This is a genomic window from Dehalococcoidia bacterium, assembly GCA_025054935.1.
Lineage (GTDB): Bacteria > Chloroflexota > Dehalococcoidia > SpSt-223 > SpSt-223 > JANWZD01.
Genome location: JANWZD010000004.1, coordinates 157,620 through 175,649, shown reverse-complemented (window position 1 = coordinate 175,649; position 18,030 = coordinate 157,620). Strand labels below are relative to the sequence as shown.

14 protein-coding genes are annotated in these 18,030 nt (G+C 66.5%); 9 read left to right on the top strand and 5 right to left on the bottom strand.

Going from position 1 to position 18,030, the window contains the following annotated elements; translation table 11 throughout:
• The first annotated feature begins 50 nt into the window (after positions 1 to 50).
• From NZ773_07055 to NZ773_07040, 4 genes are all read left to right on the top strand, one after another.
• On the top strand, positions 51 to 1,343 hold the full coding sequence (locus NZ773_07055; GenBank protein MCS6801683.1) for a DUF1015 domain-containing protein: 1,293 nt from the start codon (positions 51 to 53) through the stop codon (positions 1,341 to 1,343).
• A gap of 80 nt (positions 1,344 to 1,423) precedes the next feature.
• On the top strand, positions 1,424 to 1,873 hold the full coding sequence (locus tag NZ773_07050) for a universal stress protein (GenBank protein MCS6801682.1): 450 nt from the start codon (positions 1,424 to 1,426) through the stop codon (positions 1,871 to 1,873).
• Positions 1,870 to 2,301, top strand: a complete 432-nt coding sequence (locus NZ773_07045) for a TrkA family potassium uptake protein (protein MCS6801681.1) — start codon at positions 1,870 to 1,872, stop codon at positions 2,299 to 2,301. The genes NZ773_07050 and NZ773_07045 overlap by 4 nt, the downstream gene beginning before the upstream one ends.
• A 5-nt stretch (positions 2,302 to 2,306) precedes the next feature.
• On the top strand, positions 2,307 to 2,969 hold the full coding sequence (locus NZ773_07040) for a TrkA family potassium uptake protein (GenBank protein ID MCS6801680.1): 663 nt from the start codon (positions 2,307 to 2,309) through the stop codon (positions 2,967 to 2,969).
• Here the strand turns inward: NZ773_07040 and NZ773_07035 are convergent.
• Positions 2,966 to 3,928, bottom strand: a complete 963-nt coding sequence (locus NZ773_07035; protein MCS6801679.1) for a pyridoxal-phosphate dependent enzyme — start codon at positions 3,926 to 3,928, stop codon at positions 2,966 to 2,968. The genes NZ773_07040 and NZ773_07035 overlap by 4 nt on opposite strands.
• A complete protein-coding gene (locus tag NZ773_07030) occupies positions 3,925 to 4,668 on the bottom strand; it encodes an immunity 49 family protein (protein MCS6801678.1) in 744 nt (247 codons plus the stop codon). The genes NZ773_07035 and NZ773_07030 overlap by 4 nt, the downstream gene beginning before the upstream one ends.
• Positions 4,669 to 4,746: 78 nt before the next feature.
• Here NZ773_07030 and NZ773_07025 point away from each other — a divergent pair, with 78 nt between their 5' ends.
• Positions 4,747 to 6,315, top strand: a complete 1,569-nt coding sequence (locus tag NZ773_07025) for a D-aminoacylase (protein ID MCS6801677.1) — start codon at positions 4,747 to 4,749, stop codon at positions 6,313 to 6,315.
• Positions 6,316 to 6,321: 6 nt separating this feature from the next.
• Here NZ773_07025 and NZ773_07020 read toward each other — a convergent pair whose 3' ends face one another.
• From NZ773_07020 to NZ773_07010, 3 genes are all read right to left on the bottom strand, one after another.
• A complete protein-coding gene (locus tag NZ773_07020) occupies positions 6,322 to 7,392 on the bottom strand; it encodes a class I SAM-dependent methyltransferase (protein ID MCS6801676.1) in 1,071 nt (356 codons plus the stop codon).
• 84 nt (positions 7,393 to 7,476) lie between these two features.
• Positions 7,477 to 8,556: a class I SAM-dependent methyltransferase gene (locus NZ773_07015; GenBank protein ID MCS6801675.1), complete on the bottom strand. Its 1,080-nt coding sequence runs from the start codon at positions 8,554 to 8,556 to the stop codon at positions 7,477 to 7,479.
• 162 nt (positions 8,557 to 8,718) lie between these two features.
• Positions 8,719 to 9,789 (bottom strand): class I SAM-dependent methyltransferase, encoded by a 1,071-nt coding sequence (locus tag NZ773_07010; GenBank protein ID MCS6801674.1) that lies wholly within the window; start codon positions 9,787 to 9,789, stop codon positions 8,719 to 8,721.
• Between the two features lie 483 nt (positions 9,790 to 10,272).
• Between NZ773_07010 and NZ773_07005 the strand changes: the two genes are divergently transcribed.
• The 4 genes from NZ773_07005 (at position 10,273) to NZ773_06990 (ending at position 18,022) form a co-directional block, all read left to right on the top strand.
• Entirely contained in the window at positions 10,273 to 12,984 is a 2,712-nt protein-coding gene (locus tag NZ773_07005) for a 2-oxoglutarate dehydrogenase E1 component (protein ID MCS6801673.1), read from the top strand.
• A 249-nt stretch (positions 12,985 to 13,233) separates the two neighbouring features.
• The gene (locus NZ773_07000; GenBank protein ID MCS6801672.1) at positions 13,234 to 14,688 is read left to right on the top strand and encodes a thymidylate synthase; all 1,455 of its coding nucleotides are present in this window, start codon (positions 13,234 to 13,236) and stop codon (positions 14,686 to 14,688) included.
• 92 nt (positions 14,689 to 14,780) lie between these two features.
• On the top strand, positions 14,781 to 15,512 hold the full coding sequence (locus NZ773_06995; GenBank protein MCS6801671.1) for a class I SAM-dependent methyltransferase: 732 nt from the start codon (positions 14,781 to 14,783) through the stop codon (positions 15,510 to 15,512).
• Positions 15,512 to 18,022, top strand: coding sequence for a PBP1A family penicillin-binding protein (locus NZ773_06990; protein MCS6801670.1), 2,511 nt, complete (start codon positions 15,512 to 15,514; stop codon positions 18,020 to 18,022). The genes NZ773_06995 and NZ773_06990 overlap by 1 nt, the downstream gene beginning before the upstream one ends.
• The last annotated feature ends 8 nt before the right edge of the window (positions 18,023 to 18,030 follow it).

The window sequence follows — 18,030 nt, the reverse complement described above, 5'->3', positions numbered from 1 at the left end:
CTCGGCGAGCGGTATGGTATACGTTCCGCGACACTCGCTTCGAGGACAGTATGGCCACGATCCGGCCGTTTCGCGGCTGGCGCTACAATCTCCACCGGATTGGCAATCTCGCCGACGTCACCTGTCCCCCCTACGACGTGATCAGCCCGGAGGAGCAGCGCCGCTTCTACGAACGCAGCCCCTACAACATCATCCGGGTCGAGTTTGGGGAGACCCGGCCCGACGACTCCCCGCACGACAACCGCTACACCCGTGCCCGTGCCGATCTCGACCGCTGGCGCGCCGAAGGCATTCTCGTGCAGGACCCCGCGCCGGCGTTTTACCTCTACGAGCAGGAATTCACGACCCGCGAAGGGCGCGCTCGGCGGCGCGCCCTCCTCGTCGACCTCAAGCTCGAGCCGTGGGCGAGCGGCGTCGTCCTGCCGCACGAGGAGACGATGGCTGCCCCGAAGGCAGATCGGTTCGAACTCCTGCGGACGGTCCAAGCAAATACCAGCCCGATCTTCGGGCTTTACCCCGACCCGGAAAAGGCAGCGCGAGCGGCGACGGACCGCGTGATCGCCTCCCCGCCGGACGCCGACTTTGTCGACGAAGCGGGCGAGCGCCACCGGCTCTGGGTCGTGCGCGATGCGGCGATTATCGCCGCCGTGACCCGTGCGCTCGCTGATCAGCCCGTGCTGATCGCCGATGGACATCACCGCTACGAAACCGCGCTCGGCTACAGCGCTCAGCCCGCTGCCCCGCCCGGCGCGGATGGCATCCTGATCGCGCTTGTCGCCGAGGATGACCCCGGACTGCGCGTCTATCCGACGCACCGCACCGTCCAGGGCGTCGACCCGCCCCGGCTCGCCACGCTCGAGGCGCGCGCCGCCGAAGGGTTCACCATCGAGCCGCTTGGCCGGCTCGACGAGATACGCTTTGAGCAGATCGAGGCAGCGCTTTGCCGCGCGCGGCAGCCAGCCTTCGCAGTCGCCGGGCTGCCGGCTGGCCAAGCGTCGATCCTGACCCCAAAGGGAGCGTGGGAGGATCGGCTCCCGGCTCGGTCCGCTGCGTGGCGACATCTCGACCTTGTGGCGCTCCACTACCTCTTTCTCGCACCGTTGCTCGACCTCGACGTCGACCGCGAAGGGGAGGGGCGGGTGCGCTTTACGCGGGATGGCGCGGGCGCGCTCGAGGGAGTACGCCGCGGCGACCTTCAGCTTGCGGCGTTTCTCAGCCCGCCCGACCCGCGCACGATTCGGGCGGTTGCGGCAGCAGGGGATCGAATGCCGCACAAGTCGACCTACTTCTACCCGAAGATGAGGACGGGGCTTGTCCTCCGCGGGATCGGGCCGAATGCATAGCACCTCGTTTTTGGGCGTCGGTATAATTTCATACGCTTCTGTTGCGTGGAGCGGCAGAAGGGAAAGAATCGGGGGCGAGTGTGGCGACCCGTTTTCGCCGGATTCTTGTGCCCGTGAAGGGCTATCCGACCGATGCAGAGGCAATCGGGTTGGCCTGCACGCTTGCAAAACGCGATCGTGGTCAGGTCTTCGCGATTTACGTTATCGAAGTGAAGCGATCGTTGCCGATCGACGTCGAAATTGACGAAGAGCTGCAACGAGGTGAGCGCGTCCTCCAGACGGCAGAAGAGGCGGCGGCGCGCCACGACTTTGCGATCAGCACGGAGCTGATGCAGGCGCGCGAAGTCGGCCCGGCGATCGTCGACGAAGCGATTGAGCGCGATGTCGACTTGATTATCATGGGCACCAGCTACAAGCGCCGCTTCGGCGAATTCGACCCGGGGCGAACGATGCCCTATGTCTTGAAACACGCCCCGTGCGCGGTTTGGGTCTTGCGCGAGCCGGCACCGGTTGAGGCGCTGCGGCGATGAACGTCATCATCATGGGCTGCGGCCGCGTCGGCGCCACCCTCGCCAAACTACTCGACGACGAAGGGCATCACGTCACGATCCTCGACATCGACCCGTACTCCTTCCGCCGCCTGCCCGCGACATTCCGGGGCACCGCCCTCGTCGGGAATGGCACTGACCAAGACGTCCTCGTTCGCGCTGGCATTGCGGAAGCTGACGTCTTTGTCGCCGCCACGCAAGGCGATAACCGCAACGTCATGGCGGCGCAGATCGCCAAGCACATCTTCGGCGTGCGGCGCGTCGTCAGCCGGATCTACGACCCCATTCGCGAGCAGATGTACCGCGAACTCGGCTTAGAGACGTTCTCACCAACCGTCGTCGGCGCTCACTACATGTACGCCCTTGTTGTCGGCAAGCCGACCCCGGCCCTGCCGCCCATCGGTCGGTAAGCGCGATGTACATCATCATCGTTGGCGGCGGCCAAGTGGGTTACCACCTCGCCAAAGAGCTGATCGCCGAAGGGCACGAAGTCCTGCTCATCGAAAAAGACGCCCGCACTTGCGAACGGATCAATGAAGACCTCGGCAGCGTCTGCGTTCGCGGCGATGGCTGCGAAGCAGCCACGCTCGAAGATGTCGGGGCCGGCCGCGCCGACGTCTTCATCGCAGTGACAGGCGAAGACGAAGACAACCTCGTCAGCTGCCAAGTCGCGAAAGTGCGCTTCGGCGTCCGCCGGACCATCGCGCGCATCAACAACCCGAAGAACGACCGCATCTTCCGTCTGTTGGGCATCGACGCGCCCGTCAGCAGCACCCAAGTCATTCTCGAACATATCGAGCACGAAGTGCCGCAGCATCCTCTCATGCATCTGATGGATCTCTCGCGGTTTGGGATGGAGATCGTCGACATCGTCATTGGCGATGACAGCCCGGTCCGCGGGCAGCGCCTCGGCGATGTGCTGCTGCCGGCGGGGGCCTTCATCTCGGTCGTCATTACGTCACGAGGCGGCCCCCAAGCGCCGAACCCGTCCCTCGTCCTGATGCCCGGCGATGAGTTGATTGCGGTCACCCCGATCGACCAAGAGACGCGGCTGCGCCGCATGCTCGCCGGCGTCTAGGCCCCCCCACTCTCGCCGACGAGAAGCGCCGCCAGCGCTCCCGGGTCGACATTTCCCCCCGAGAGGATGACCCCCACGCGCCGTCCGCCCCGAAGCGTGCCGCTGAGCAACGCGGCAACGCCGACGGCGCCGCTTGGTTCAACGAGCAGCTTCAGCCGCAGCAGGAGGAACCGAACTGCCGCGGCGATCGCCTCCTCGGAAACGGTGAGGATCCCTGCGACGCAGCGCTGGAGGATCGGGAAGGTTAGTTCCCCCGGCATAGTTGCGCGCAGCCCGTCGGCGATCGTCTGGGGCGGGGAGATCGCCACTCGTCGTCCTGCCCGAAGCGACTGTGTCGTATCGTCAGCGGCCGCCGGCTCGACCCCAAAGACCGCGACCCCGCGTCCGGCGGTGACCAGCAGCGAGCCGGCGATCAATCCCCCGCCGCCAACCGGCACGAGCATCGTGTCGAGGTCGGGGATCTCCTCCAGCAGTTCGAGAGCAGCGGTTCCTTGCCCCGCGATGATGTCCGGATGATCGAACGGCGGGAGCAGGGTCGCCCCCATCGCGGCAGCAAACTCCGCCGCCAGCGCCGCCCGGTCCTCGGTCTCCCGGTCGTACCAGCGGATCGCCGCTCCGTAGCTTCTCGTCGCGGCTACCTTCGCGGCAGGCGCATCGGTCGGCATAAAAATGGTGGTCGGCACGCCGAGCAGCCGACCAGCGAGGGCGACCGCCTGAGCGTGATTCCCGGACGAGAAGGCCACGACGCCGGCCCGGCGGCAGCTCGGGCTGAGGCGCGAGAGCGCAGTGTAGGCACCGCGAAACTTGAACGAGCCGCTGCGCTGCATGTTCTCGCACTTCAAGAAGACCTGTCGGCCGGTCACTGCGTTGAGGGTCCGCGAGGTGAGCACCGGCGTGCGATGGGCAATTCCTGCAAGAAGCGCTCCCGCTGCCCGCACGTCGTCGAGATCGAGGCTCACCGCGTCGCTCCAGCCGCCACTGGCGCAAGGAGAGGGTCGGTGACCTGGCAGCTCACGCCGCAGCGTGCCGCCCAGCGCGCCAGTGCGCTCCCGCGGACATCGAGCGCCGCCAGCGGGGTTTCGCGCTCACGATACCGCCAGCGGTGATAGCGGACCAGCTTGCTGAGGGCGCGCTCGAGCGCTTTGCCCCGCCCGCGGGCGACCGCCTCCACTCCGTCGAGCAACGGGGCGATCGCCCCGCGGGCTCGCGTCAGGTCGGCCGTCCGCCCCGCGGCGATCGCCTCGCGCGCGTTGGCAATCGCGCGGTCACGCGCCGGCGCGTTGCCGCGGGCAGCACTCGCCACGGCGAAGGTGGCGAACATCAGCGGCTCGTCCGGCTTGGCGCGGCCACGCGGCCGGAAGCGCTGGGTCGGCAGCCGTCCCAGCCGTTCTGCCACCTCGTCCCGTCCTGCTGCCCACGCGATTAGGATCCCGTCGAGGATGACCTCAACGTCGACAAGGGGGTGCCCTTCGTACTCGTCGCGAAGCGCGACAGCCAGCTGGTCGAAGGCGGCCGCAGCGTGACCCAGCGCGCGCTCGCGCCCAGCGTCGTCGCCCGACCAATGCGCGCACGCGGCAGCTTCCCACCACAGCCGGGCCGCGCCGAGGGCCCAGCGCACTCTGTCGTCATCCGGCGGCGAGAGCGCGCTAAGCAGCTGCTCAACTTCGCGGCAGCGCGCTTCCCACTCCTGCTCAGCCATCGGTTGAGGCTACCAGGCTCCTTCCACAGCGAACAAGCGGCTCGCCGGCCCAGGAGACAACTGCTATCGTCACGCGCGATGGTCGATCTGCTCATCACGGGCGGCCTTGTTCTTGACGGCACCGGAACGCCGGCGCAGCGCTGCGATGTCGCCGTCAGCGGCGACCGGATCGCCGCGATCGGAACCGCCCCCGAGCGCGCCGCAGCGGTTCTCGACGCAACCGGCTGCGTTGTCGCCCCGGGCTTTATCGACGTGCACGGTCATTCGGACTCAGCGCTGTTTCTGAACCGCGCCATGGAGAGCAAAGTCCGGCAGGGCATCACAACCGAAGTACTCGGCAACTGCGGCGCCAGCCTCGCCCCGCTGGCCGGGCCGGCGGTCGCCCTCACGGCCGCCGAACTCGACCGCCTGGGCGTTTCCCTCCGCTGGCGGTCAGTCGGAGAGTACTTGAGTGCGGTCGAAGCGGAAGGCGTGGCGATCAATATCGCGATGCTCGTTGGGCACGACGCGCTGCGGCACTCTGTCATCGGCGCTGCGGCACGCCCAGCTGATGCTGCGGAGATCCGAGCGATGCAGCGGCTGCTCGATCGGTCGCTGCGCGAGGGCGCGATCGGATTGTCGACCGGGCTCGCCTATACGCCCGGCGCGTTCGCATCGCCAGCGGAGATCACCGCGCTCGCCCAGGTCGTTGCCGGCCGCGGGATCTACGCAACCCACCTGCGCGATGAGGGGCGAGGGCTGCGCGCCGCCATCGACGAGGCAGTGACGACAGCGCGCACAAGCGGAGCGCGGCTGCAGATCTCCCATTTGAAGGCGAGCGGCGCGCTGCAGCGGGGAACGCTCGCCGCGACGCTGGCGTGGCTCGACGCCCTGCGCGCCAGCGGGGTCGACCTCGGGTGGGATGTCTACCCCTACACGGCTGCGAGCACGCTGCTGGCCGCGACCTTGCCGCCGTGGCTCCACGATGGCGGGCCCGACGCCTTGCTCGCCCGGCTGCGCGACCCTGCTGTTCGGCCGCGCATTCGCGCCGCCTTCGAGGAGGGCGGCTGGCCGAGCCTCGCCCTCGACGCAGGCTGGGAAGGCATCGTCATCACTGGCGCTCGCGGCCGCCCCGACGCTGCGGGCCGCTCAGTGGCAGCGCTCGCGGCCGCCAGCGGCCGGCATCCTCTCGATGAGGTGATCGACCTGCTGCTCGCTGCCGAGGGGATGGTCGGAGCGATTTTCCATGTCCTGAGCGATGACGATGTCGCGGCGGCGATCGCCCATCCTTGGACTGTTTTCGGCACCGACAGCGCCGCGCGGGCGCCGCAGGGCCGTCTCGGACGCGGACAGCCGCATCCGCGCGGCTACGGCACCTTCCCCCGCTTGCTCAAGGGCCGCTCGCTTCGCGAGATGGCAGCGCTCATCCCGCGGATGACGAGCATGCCTGCGCGCCGGTTCGGCCTCCGCGATCGCGGGGTCCTCGCACCGGGCGCATTTGCTGACCTTGTCATCTTCGACCCGGCAGCCATCAGCGACCGCGCAACGTATGAGCACCCCCACCGGTTCCCAGTGGGGGTGCAGTGGGTGATCGTCAACGGCCGCGTTGTCGTCGCGCCGGAAGGCCAGCGCGCTGTCCTCCCCGGCCGCGTGCTGCGCGGCAGCTGAAGCTCGCTACTTCTCGCAGACGCGCATCGGCTGATACATGTGCGGCGTATAGTTCTCGATGACGTTGCGGAAGCCGGCGCGGCGGAGCATCCCCGTGAAATCGGAGTAGACGAAGAGGCTCGCGTACGGCTCGCCGTTGTCGTGGGTATCGAAATCGCGGAAGTAGTCCTCTGCCGGCGAGGTGAGCCCCGGCGGGCGGTTGGCAAAGTCGATCACGATGAACAGCCCGCCCGGGCGCAGAATGCGGTAGCTCTCGCGGACGACCTGTTCGGCGATGTCGGGCGGCAGCTCGTGGAAGAGGATCCGCGAGTAGACGATGTCGAAGAAGTTGTCGGGGAATTTGGTGTCTTCGGCGGCGCGCTGGGCGAAGTGTACCTCGATGCCCATATCGACTGCCCGCTTGTGGGCATAGCGCACCATCGGCGCGGCAATGTCGATCCCCCAGACCTCGGCCTGCGGGAACCGCTCTTTCAACGCCGTTGTGCTCTGCCCCGCAGAGCAGGCCTGGTCCAAGACGCGGCGAACGACCCCATCTGCCGGCACAGGAGCGAGATTGACCCATTCGCGCTGAACGTCATCGTTGTTGTTGCGGCCGGTGTAGAAGATTTTCGTGCCGTAGTGGTAGATGTAGCCCGCCAAGGGGTCAGCGTGGTAGTTCCCCGGCTGGATGTGAAACTCGACCTTGGCGTAGTAGTCGGGGTAGACGAAGTTCGGGTCCCATTCGACCGTGCCCGGCCCAAGCCGGTCGTAGCGGTCGAGTTCGGCGAGCAGTTCGGCCTCGCGGCGGTGATAGACTTCCGCAATCCGCCGCCACATCATCTCTTGGCTCGAGCGCATCAGGCGGTTGCGCGTCGCGATCACGGGCACGGGGTCGAGCGCGGCGCGCGCATCGTCGATCGAGGCAGCTTTGCGGCCGACGCGCGCCTCATATTCGGCGATCGCCGCCGCAGTCCGCTCCTTGATCACGGGCGTCAGTTGGGTAAGGGTGAAGATTCGCACGCCCTCGACAAAGTCGAGATACGAGTCGTCATCCCGCTCATCCGCCAGAGGCAACGTCCCGAGAAAGCCGCGGTCCATCTCTCTCCCTTCTCTGCCAACAAAGGCTGGGACCGCTAAGTCCCAGCCTTTCTTCCTTTCAAGCGAGGGTGCGTGACGGATGAGCTATTTGTAGCACACCCGCATCGGCAAGAAGGTCTTTGCGCCCTCGTAGTTCTCGATCACCTCGCTGAAGACCTTGCGCAGCTCGCCGTGGAAATCGGAGTAGACGAAGTCGCTCGCATACGGCTCGCCGTTGTCGTGGGTGTCGAAATCGCGGAAGTAGTCTGATGCCGGATTGCTCGCCCTGCCGTTCGGACCGCGGGTCGGGAAGTCGACGATGATGTAGACGCCGCCCGGCCGGAGGACGCGGTGGGTCTCGCGGATGATCGCCTTCATGATGTGCTGCGGCACTTCGTGATACATGATGAAGGCGTAGACGATGTCAAAGTAGTTGTCGGGGAACTTGCAGTCCTCTGCGAGGCGCTGGGCGAAGTGCACCTCCAGCCCCATATCGACCGCCCGCTTGTGGGCATAGCGCACCATCGGCGCGCCAGCATCGATGCCCCACACCTCCGCCTGCGGGAAGCGCTCCTTCCAAGCCGTCGTGCTCTGGCCGATCGAGCAGGCTTGGTCAAGAATGCGCCGCACGACGCCGTCCTTCGGAAGCGGCGACGACATCACCGCCGAACGCTGGACATCATCGTTGTTGTTGCGGCCGGTGAAGAACACCTTCGTGCCGTAGTGGTAGATGTAGCCGGCAAGCGGGTCAGCGTGGTAGTTCCCCGGCTGAATGTGAAACTCAACCTTGGTGAAGTAGTCGGGCAGCTGGAAGTTGGGGTCGTACTCAACCGTGCCCGGGCCCGATCGGTCAGCGATCTCGAGTTCGCGCAGCAGTTCGGGCTCGCGCTTGCGGTACGTCTCGATCACCTTCTGCCACATCATCTCTTGGCTGGAGCGGGCGAGACGATTTCGCGTCGCGACCACCGGCACCGGGTCGAGCACTTCGCGAAGCTTCTCAATAGTGGTTACTTTTTCGCCGGTTCGCGCCTCGTAAGCCGCAACCGCCTCATTCGATTTCTGGGCCACGATCGGCGAGATCTGAGCTTGGGTGAAAATGCGCACGCCTTCAACAAAATCGAGATAGGAGTCGTCATCCCGCTCTGCGCCGAGCGGCATGGTTCCGAGATGTCCGCGATCGACCATTGTTCCCTCTTTCGCTCAATTCGCCCTGTCGTCGAGACGTTCGACGATGAGAAGACTTTACTTGAGCTTTGCTCAGCCGTCAATGCCGGGCGCAAACGCCGGCACAGCAAAAACCCCCTCGCCGGATTGGCGAGGGGGCAGCGCTCCAGCCCGTAATGCGCCTTACTTCACCGCCACCCGAATCGGCAGCCACGACTTGTCCGTGTAGTTCGGGTTCACCTCACGGAAATACTTCTTCAGCAGCCCCGTGAAGTCCGAATGCACAAACGCCGGCGCGTACGGCTCCCCATTGTACGTGCTGTCAATGAACCCCGAGTACTCCGCCATCGGCGCCACTTCGCCAAGCTTCCGGTTCGCGAAATCCTCAACGCAGAAGATGCCGCCCGGCCGCAGCATCCGCGCCGCCTCCGCCACAATCCGCTCGGCGATGTCTCCCGGCACCTCATGGAACAGAATGAAGGCGTTGATGATGTCGAAGTAGTTGTCCGGAAAGCCCGTGTTCTCCGCAAGGCGCTGGGCGAAGTGCACCTCCAGCCCCATGTCCACCGCCCGCTTGTGGGCATAGCGCACCATCGGCGCGCTGGCATCGATCCCCCAGACCTCGGCCTGCGGGAAGCGCTCCTTGAACGCCGTCGTAAACTGCCCCACCGAGCAGGCAAGGTCAAGGATGCGCCGCACCTGCCCATCGGCCGGCGTCGGCAGTAGCTGGCACAGCCCGCGCTGGACATCATCGTTGTTGTTGCGGCCGGTGAAGAACACCTTCGTGCCGTAGTGGTAGATGTAGCCGGCGAGCGGGTCAGCGTAGTAGCCGCCCGGCTGGATGTGGAAATCGACCTTCGCGAAGTACTCCGGATACTGGAAGTTCGGGTCCCACTGCACCGAGCCGGGCCCCATCTTGTCGTAGCGGTCCAGCTCCGCCAGCAGCTCCGCTTCCCGCCCCTTATACGCTTCGCGGGCGCCGTTCCAAATGCCTTCTTGGCTCCACCGCCACACCCGGTTGCGGGTCGCCACCACCGGCTCGTGCTCGACGATCTGCTTCACCTCAGCAAGGGTGGTGACGGGCTTGCCGGTCTTCGCCCGATACTCTTCGATCGCTTCGGTCCCCTTCTGCTGGAAGACCGGACCGACCTGCGCCGCGTTGAAAACTCGGATGCCTTCAACAAAGTCGAGATACGCGTCGCTGTCTCGCTCCGTGGCGAGCGGCATCGTTCCGAGGAAACCGCGGTCGACCATGCTCTCTCCTTTCATCGCATCGGCGCTGACGCGCGCTCGTTCTCTTCGATCGTCAACGCGCGCCGCTCCCTTTCGGCGCGCATCACGACCAAACTACGTAAAACATACCGCGCCTCGGGCATTTGATCAATCTGCCATTCGGCCTAAATCGGCTAGTCCCGTCAGCCCTGCAGCCGATGGCGCCGCTCGGCGCGCTCCGCCAGCACGCTCGTCCCGCCGAGACGCCCGACTTCGCCGCTGGGCAGGTCCGGCGCGCGGAGCGGGGAGGCGGCCAAACAGCAGCCGAAGGGACCGCGCCGCCGCCTTTCAGGCCGACACGAGGGGGAGAGGAGCGCCCCTCCCCAGGCCGTGCTCCTCCGCGCCATTCTCCGCCGGCATGCGGGATGGAGAGAGCGAGCAGTCGCCACCCTACCAAAACTGGAGTATGATGAAGACGACCCTAGGAATCTGCTGACCGAACGTCAGCGTTGACGGATGCGAAGCATGAACCATGGCGACTTCTCCGGGCACGACCTCGACGTCGAGAGCCGTCGTCGGCCAGCGGACATCTCCCAGAGCGCCCCAGAGGCGAGCGGGCAGCCCCATGCTGAACGGGCAGCGGTGCGCCTCGCAGCAACCCCCCAAGCGACCTACATGACCGCCGCGCGCGCCGTGCTGCTCGCTGAGGCGATCCGCCAGCGTGGCCACGCCCTTGTCCCTCTCGATCCTTTTGGGCAGAGCCCGGTGGAAGACCCCGGTCTTGATCTGGCCCAGTTCGGCATCTCCGAGGAAGAATTGCGCCATCTCCCCGCCGCGATCGTGCGCGGACCGCTCGTCGAAGGGTCGCCGAACGCCGCTGCCGCCATCGCCGCCCTGCGCGAGGTGTACTGCACGCGGATCGGCTACGAATTCGCGCACCTTGTCTCCGCCGAAGAACGGCAATGGCTCGCTAACGCCATCGAGTCGCGAGAATATGCGCCCGGCCTGAATGACGACGAGGCGCGTCTGCTGCTCGAGCGGCTGACGCGCGTCGAGGCGTTTGAGCGGATCCTGCATCGCGCTTTTGTCGGCCAGAAACGGTTCTCTGGAGAAGGGCTCGACATCCTGATCCCGATGATCGACGACGTCGTCCGCTTCGCAGAGCGCGACGGGATTCAGCACGTCGTGCTTGGCATGGCGCACCGCGGGCGGCTCGCAACCCGCACCTTCGTCACCGGGGTGCCGTTCGCGGTCACTTTTCATGCTTTTGCTGAGGCAGCGCGGGGCAGCGGCGCCGCAAGCGACGACCCCGGCGATGTCAAGTATCACCTCGGCGCGATCGGGCGGCGCTCAGCGGATGCCGGCGGTCCGCTGGTGCATCTGCGGCCGAACCCGAGCCATCTGGAATTCGTCAATCCGGTCGCCGAAGGATATACGCGCGCCCTGCAGGACGATCGCTCTCGCGGCGGAGCGCCGCGCCATGACCCCCATCGCGCGCTGACCATCCTGATCCACGGCGATGCCGCCTTCCCCGGCCAAGGCGTCGTTGCCGAAACGCTGAACCTCGCCCGGCTTGAGGGCTACACCACCGGCGGAACGATCCATCTCATCGCCAACAACCAAGTCGGCTTTACGACCGACCCCGTCGAGGGCCGGTCCACCCTCTATGCTTCCGACCTCGCGAAAGGCTTCGACGTCCCTGTTTTCCATGTCAATGCCGACGACGTCGAAGCGTGCGCTGCTGCCCTTCGCCTCGCCTACGCCTTCCGGCAGCGCTTCCACCGTGATGTCGTCATTGACGTGGTCGGCTATCGGCGCTGGGGCCACAACGAGGGCGATGAGCCGGCGTATACCCAGCCCTTGCTCTACGCCAAGATCGCCCAGCACCCGACCGTCCGTGAACTGTGGGCGCGCCGGCTTGAGGAGCGCGGAGTGATCCGGCCGGGCGAGGCGGACCAGCTCCTCGCCCAGATCGATGCCGAGCTGCGTGCCGCGGCAGAAGGCGGCGCGCCGAGCGGCCCGGCGGTCGCGGAGCGGCCGCGCGCCAGCCAGACGAATGTCGACACGGCCGTTCCCCTCGAGACGCTGCGCGCGCTCAACGCAGAACTGCTGCGCCGACCCGAGGGCTTCACGCCAGTCGCGAAGCTCGACCAGCAGCTCCAGCGCGCCCGTGCCGTCCTCGAGCCGGGCAAGCTGATCGACTGGGGCCATGCCGAAGCGCTCGCGTTTGCGAGCATCCTCGCGGACGGCACTCCCATCCGGCTTGCCGGCGAGGACAGTGAGCGCGGCACCTTTTCCCACCGCCACCTCGTGCTGCACGACCGGCTGACAGGAGCGAAATTTTCGCCCCTGCACCTGCTTCCCCAAGCCCGGGCGAGCTTCGCCGTCTACAACAGCCCGCTTTCGGAGACCGGTGCGCTCGGCTTCGAATACGGCTACAGCGTCGGCGCCCCCGAGGCGCTTGTCCTTTGGGAAGCGCAGTACGGCGACTTCGCCAACGTCGCCCAGCCGATCATCGACCAGTTCATCGTCTCCTCGTGGGCGAAGTGGAGAGAGCGCTCTGCGATCGTGCTGCTGCTTCCTCACGGCTACGAAGGCCAGGGCCCGGAGCACTCAAGCGCGCGGATTGAGCGCTTTCTCCAGCTCTTTGCCGAAGACAACATCCGCGTTGTCATTCCGAGCACGGCAGACCAGTATTTCCACGTGCTGCGGCGGCAAGCCGCCTTCATCCGGCGCGGCGAGGCCCGCCCCCTGATCCTGTTTTCGCCGAAGAGCCTGCTGCGCAACCCAGCCGCAGCAGCGACCCTCGAGCGCCTGACCTCCGGCAGCTTCCTCCCCGTGATCGATGACCCCGACGCAGCAGCGCGGCGTGCCGAGGTGCGGCGGCTCATCCTCGCAAGCGGAAAGGTCGCGATCGAGCTGCTGACCAACCCGGCACGACCGAAGCACCCGAACGTGGCGATCGTCCGGCTCGAGGAGATCGCTCCCTTCCCCACCGGTCATTTGGCGCGGCTGCTCGCGGAGTATCCCAACGTGCATGAGGTCGTCTGGCTCCAAGAAGAGCCGCGCAACATGGGCGCCTACAGCTTCGTCTTCCCGCGGCTGTGGACCCTGCTGCCGGCGGGCGTCCGGCTGCGCTACATCGGCCGCCGCGAGAAAGCCAGCCCAGCCGAAGGCTCCACGCTTCGGCATGCCGCTGAGCAGGCGCGGATCATCGCCGCCGCCTTCGCCGACTAATCACCCCCTGCGCCGAGCAGCAGAGGAAGGCGTGCACCTCATCAAGGGGCGCTTTACTCGCTGAAGCGCCCTCCTCCGGCGAGCGAGAGGAGGCAGGGCACAGCTTCGCGCTCGAGGGAGCACCTCCTGCTGCCGCACCGGCACGAGGATCGAGCGTCCCGCTTTCGTCTCCTCCGCTTTGCCGCACGCCGCCGGCGCAGGAAGGCGAGAGGCTGCCAAGAGCGCGGCGCTTCGCTCTAGAATTTGGCGATGGTTCTCAACGCGCAAGGCACGACCTACACCTACCAAACGCTCACCGTTGGCGACCCCGCGAACCCCATCGGCATCTGCACGCTCTGGACACCGCAGGAGAAAGTAGCGCGCGTGCTCCAGCCGAGCGAATACGGCCGAATCGGCAATCTGTATTCGCGCGACGGCATCAACCACATCATCCGTAACGTGCTCGCCGACCCGGTCGTGCGCTACATCGTCGTCTGCGGGGTCGACCTCACTGGCAGCGGAGAGGCGTTCCTCAAGTTCGCCCAGAACGGCATTGACGAGGAATACCGGATCATCGGCGATGTCGGCCTGATCGACCGCGCCCTCCCGCGCGACGCAATCGAGGACTTCCGGCGCTCTGTCCAGCTGATCGACCGCCGCGGGCCTCTCGATCCAGAGCGTCTGCGGGAGACCCTGCGCGCGCTGCCCTACCTCCCCCCCTTCGCGCCGCCCCGCGTTTTTCCGATCACCGAACCCCAAGCAGATGTCTTTCCCGCGGAAGGGCCGGGGATGGTCGCGCGCGGCCGGCGCGTCGCTGACGTCTGGGTCGAGGCGCTGCGCCTTGTGATGCAGTTTGGCGTCATTCACGATGGGCCGTTCGGCGGCCGCCAGAAAGACCTTGCGGACCTGCTGCTCGTTGTCAGCGACGAGCGCCCCGAGGCACCTCACCTGCCGCCGTGGCTGCCGGTGACGCCGAACTACCTCGAAGAGATCGCCTATCCGCTCCTCCTTTCGCCCACCCCGCCGCCGGAGCTGGCCGACACCGAAGGACAGCGGCTTTTCGACTACGGCGGCCGGGATCAGATCGCCAGCCTCATCGCCACGCTGCGCGACCACCCCGGCACCCACGCCGCCACTGCCGCCCTCTGGGACCCCCACCGCGACCCAGCGCGGCCGACCGCCCCCAACCTCATGCTCATTCAAGCGCGCCGGCGGGCAGGAGCGCTTCTCCTCACCGCCTACCTGCGGTCGGTCGATCTCTACCGCTCATGGCCTGAGACCGCCTTCACGCTGCGCCGTCTCCAGCGCCTAATCGCCGACAGCGTCGGGCAGCTGAAGCTCGGTTCTCTCTCTACGCTGATCCACGCGGCCTACATCGCCGACGACGCCTGGGACCTCGCCCGCGACGTGATCGAGCAGCGGCAGCGCCGCACCCCGCGCCGGCCGCGCCAAGAGGAGCGCGACCCCCGCGGCTCATTCGTCATTCGAGTTGAAGACGGCGCGATCGTCGTCGTCCACTATTCGCCGCAGGGCGTCCGCCTGCAGGAGTTTCGCGGCACAAGCGCGGCCGAGCTGGCGCTCCAGATCAAGCCGTACTTTTCCCAGATCGACCACGCGCTCCACATCGGCGGGGAACTCGCCAAGGCGGAGATCGCGCTCCGCACCCCGGGTGCCGTCTACCTTCAGGACCACCCGCTGCGCCTTCCCGAGCCGGTTAGGCGCTAGGCATGCGCGATCCTGTCTGATTGGCTGCAACTTCTTGCGGTCAGTCAGCTGCTTCTCTACAGTATCATGAAGCGCGGCAAGGGGAACGGCGAGTGAACGACGAGGATCGCGCGATCGCGCTAGGAAACCCAAGCTCTGTCTGGCGCTTCGGCCAAGAGCGCCGGCTCGCCTTGATCCGCCAGTTCAGCCCCCTCGAAGGCCGGCGCGTGCTCGACATCGGCTGCGGGATTGGGAAGTATGTCCACGCCTTTCGGCGCTTCACCGACGAAGCGTACGGCGTCGAGTTCGACCGCGCGCGCGCCGTCGAAGCCGGACGAACGCTGCCTTTCATCGTTCAAGCCGCCTCGGAGTTTCTGCCGTTTGCCGACAACACCTTCGACATGGTGCTGCTCCACGAAGTGATCGAGCACGTCTTCGACGATCGCGAGACGATCCGCGAAGCGCACCGCGTCACCAAATGGGGCGGCACGATCGTGATCTTTGCGCCAAACCGGCTCTTTCCCTTTGAAACGCACGGGGCCTACCTGCCAGGCCGCGGCTATGTCTTCGGCAACATCCCTCTTCTCGGCTACCTTCCCTCGCCGCTGCGCAACCGCCTCGCGCCGCATGTGCGCGCCTACCTTCCCGGCGCTATTCGCCGACTGTTCCGCGGCCTTCCGGGCCGGGTCGTTGTCGAGACGGCGATTTACCCGGGCTTCGACAACATCGCCGCGCGCCGACCCCGTCTCGGCGCGCTGCTGCGGCGCGTCCTCTACGCCCTCGAGCGTTCCCCGCTCAAATGGTTTGGGCTGTCGCACTACGTCGTCGTCCGCAAACAGTTCTGATGGCGCGCTCTTCCGCAACGCTTCCCTCTCCGCCGACGCAGGCGAAGCGCGCGCCCAAGGCAGCAGCAGTGCCTCCGGGGCGGGGCGGAAGCTGTCTCGCCCGTCTCACAGGCAGCCTCGTTCTCCTAGGGGCGCTCCTCGCCGCCGCAGTCTGGGCCTACAACGACTACGTCGGGACGCTCGCCCCCCCAGAAACGGTGGCGCGCCGCATCCCGCCTTCGAGTACCAAGATTTACGACCGCAATGGCACGTTCCTCTTCGAGATCTTCGACCCGTCGGGCGGCAAGCGAACGATCGTTCCGCTCTCGCGCATCCCGCAGTCGCTCCGTGACGCCACAATTGCGACTGAAGATGCTGATTTCTACTCCAATCCCGGCGTCTCGCTTCGCGGAATTATTCGTGCCGCACTGAACAACCTGCGCGCCGGCGAGATCGTCGAGGGGGGAAGCGGCATCACTCAGCAGCTTGTCAAGAACGTCATCATCCCGCCTGAAGAGCGAGCGGTCCAGTCATTCGACCGCAAGCTGCGCGAGGCCGTGCTTGCCTTCGAGATCACCCGCCGCTATTCCAAGGACCAGATCCTCGAGTGGTATTTGAACGAGGTCTACTACGGCAACCTGAGCTACGGCGTCGAAGCCGCCGCGCGCACCTATTTCGGCAAAAGCGCTGTCGACCTGACGCTCGCTGAGTCGGCCTTGCTCGCCGGCTTAGTGCAGGCGCCATCCCGCTACTCCCCCTATACCGACCCCGCCGCCGCGAAGGCGCGCCAAGCCGATGTGCTCGACCTGATGGTGCGGCGCGGGATGATCAGCGCTGCAGAGGCAGAGGCCGCGAAGGCCGCGGAGCTGCGGTTTCAACCGCCGAGTTCGCCGATCATCGCCCCTCACTTCGTCAACTACGTCCGCGACCGCTTAGAAGCGACCTACGGCCGGCGGCTGATCGAGCAGGGGGGCTTCCGCGTGATCACCACCCTCGACCTCGACCTGCAGCGCAAGGCCGAACAAGCAGTCGCCGACGGCGTCAAGCGGCTTGCAGCCATCAATGCGACGAACGCGGCGCTCGTGGCGATCGAGCCGTCCACGGGCGAGATCCTCGCCATGGTCGGCTCCGCCAACTTTTGGGACGACTCGATCCGCGGTCAGGTGAATGTCGCTCTCAGCCCGCGTCAGCCCGGCTCCGCCTTCAAGCCGATCGCGTATCTTGCCGCCTTCCTGAAGGGATATTCCCCCGCGACGATGCTGCTCGACATCCCCAGCCGCTATCCCGACGGACGAAACGGCGACTTCATTCCCCAAAACGCCGACGGCAAGTACCGCGGTCCCGTCCGCGCGCGTGAAGCGCTTGCCCAGTCGCTCAACCCTCCCGCTGTGAAGGCGCTGCAGTTTGCGGGCGTGAACGACGTCGTAGCCCTCGCTCACCGGCTAGGGATCACCGACCTGCGCGCCCAGAACCGCTATGGGCTGTCGCTCGCTCTCGGCAGCGGCGAGGTGAAGCTGCTCGACCTCACCTATGCCTACAGCGTTCTCGCCAACGGCGGCGTGATGGCCGGCTCCTCGGTGCCGCCCTTCCGCCAGACGCCGGGGCTGCGCACAATCGAGCCGACCGTCATCATCGAAGTGCGCGACCCGTGGGGCAATATCATCGAAGAGCACTACAAACCGCGCACCCAGCGGGTCGTTCCAGAAGCTGAGACCTTTCTGGTGACCGACATCCTCACCGACAACATCGCGCGCGCGCCGATGTTCGGGGTCGCCAGTCCGCTCGTTGTGAGCGGCCGGCCGGCCGCCGTCAAGACCGGAACGACGAACGATTACCGCGACTTCTGGACCATCGGCTACACGCCCCAGCTCGCTGTCGGCGTCTGGGTCGGCAACACCAATAACCAGCCGATGAAGCCCGCGTTCAGTTCGACGACCGCTGCCCCCATCTGGAACGCCTTCATGACGGCGGCGCTCGCCGGTAGGGAGGTGAAGCGCTTCACCCTCCCCTCAGACATTGAGTACGCCACCGTCTGCGCCATTTCGGGACAACGTCCTACCGCCTTCTGTCCGCTCGCTCGAGAAGTGGTTGTTAAAGGGCAGGCACCGACGATGATCTGCCCCGTCCACCGGCCAATCCAAGAGGGCGGGCAGACGAGGGTGGCCGTCGTCCTCCCGCCCGAGGCGACAGGCTGGCTTCAGAGCGTGGGCAGCGCTATCTCCTCCCTCTCTTGGACAGCAGTTTCTGTCCACCTCGCGCCGATCACGCGGCCGATTACCGACCGGGTCGAGATTATCGGCACGGTGACCGGCGACGACCTGATCCGCTGGGAACTGCATGTCGGCGCTGGGAAAGAGCCCAAAGAGTGGACGCTGCTGGCGCGCGGGAACGGGCCAGTGATCAACCGCCCGCTGACGGTGTGGAAACCGGGCGACCTGCGCGGCCCGGCGACGCTGCGGCTCACTGCCCTCGACCGGCATGGCGCCGTTCGGCGCGCCCAAGCGGTTGTCGAACTCGGCGGCCCGCTCTAGCGGGGAAA

Coding starts and splice junctions, on each gene's coding strand:
- NZ773_07055 (MCS6801683.1), top strand. CDS start 51: ATGGCCACGATCCGGCCGTTTCGCGGCTGGCGCTACAATCTCCACCGG.
- NZ773_07045 (MCS6801681.1), top strand. CDS start 1,870: ATGAACGTCATCATCATGGGCTGCGGCCGCGTCGGCGCCACCCTCGCC.
- NZ773_07040 (MCS6801680.1), top strand. CDS start 2,307: ATGTACATCATCATCGTTGGCGGCGGCCAAGTGGGTTACCACCTCGCC.
- NZ773_07030 (MCS6801678.1), bottom strand. CDS start 4,668: ATGGCTGAGCAGGAGTGGGAAGCGCGCTGCCGCGAAGTTGAGCAGCTG.
- NZ773_07025 (MCS6801677.1), top strand. CDS start 4,747: ATGGTCGATCTGCTCATCACGGGCGGCCTTGTTCTTGACGGCACCGGA.
- NZ773_07020 (MCS6801676.1), bottom strand. CDS start 7,392: ATGGACCGCGGCTTTCTCGGGACGTTGCCTCTGGCGGATGAGCGGGAT.
- NZ773_07015 (MCS6801675.1), bottom strand. CDS start 8,556: ATGGTCGATCGCGGACATCTCGGAACCATGCCGCTCGGCGCAGAGCGG.
- NZ773_07010 (MCS6801674.1), bottom strand. CDS start 9,789: ATGGTCGACCGCGGTTTCCTCGGAACGATGCCGCTCGCCACGGAGCGA.
- NZ773_07005 (MCS6801673.1), top strand. CDS start 10,273: ATGAACCATGGCGACTTCTCCGGGCACGACCTCGACGTCGAGAGCCGT.
- NZ773_07000 (MCS6801672.1), top strand. CDS start 13,234: ATGGTTCTCAACGCGCAAGGCACGACCTACACCTACCAAACGCTCACC.
- NZ773_06990 (MCS6801670.1), top strand. CDS start 15,512: ATGGCGCGCTCTTCCGCAACGCTTCCCTCTCCGCCGACGCAGGCGAAG.